Source organism: Neisseria sp. P0021.S007 (assembly GCF_051956855.1).
Map to the genome: position 1 here is coordinate 1 of NZ_JBQCXA010000612.1, position 656 is coordinate 656.

Annotated in this window: 1 protein-coding gene; it reads right to left on the bottom strand. The window is 50.9% G+C overall.

Translation table 11 applies throughout. From position 1 onward, the window contains the following. On the bottom strand, window positions 1–519 hold a 519-nt coding region (locus ACTHUR_RS14945; RefSeq protein ID WP_440399386.1), incomplete at its 3' end, for a Rho termination factor N-terminal domain-containing protein. Window positions 520–656: the final 137 nt, after the last annotated feature.

Genomic DNA, 656 nt, shown 5'->3' on the forward strand with positions numbered 1-656 from the left:
GCGCTGTCCGCGTCCGATGGGGGAAACTAAATCAATAGCTCGGCCGGTAAGGTTTTCTTCGGCTTTGATGTCGCGCTCGAGTTTGAACTGTTTGGTGGGAAAAAGCGGGGTGAGGTTTTCGAAGAGGATTTTGTGTTTGCAAACTTCGGGATGATCGCCGTTGATACTGTCGAGGCGGACGAGTGCGAAATAGCGTTCGTTGTCTTTGGGTACACGCACGCTGCCTTCGATGGTGTCGCCCGTATGCAGGTTGAAGCGGCGGATTTGTGTGGGGGAGACGTAGATGTCGTCGGGCCCCGCGAGGTAGGAAGTGTCTGCGCTGCGCAAAAAGCCGAATCCGTCGGGCAGGATTTCAAGCGTGCCTGAGCAGGTAAAGCTTTCACCCTGCTTCATCATTTGGCGGACGATGGCGAATACGAGGTCTTGTTTGCGGAAACGGTTGGCGTTTTCAATGCCGTGTTCTTCTGCCATTTCCAAAAGTTTGGAAATGTGTAGCGTTTGTAGTTCTGAAACGTGCATGATTTTTGACAGTTGTATTGGAAAAGAATGGGATTCGGAAGACAGAGGTCGTCTGAAAAGAATGGTGTACGGAATGTACAGTGATATTTGAGAAACCTGAATTGTAGGCAGTCGGAGGGCGGGTGTCAAATTTAGGC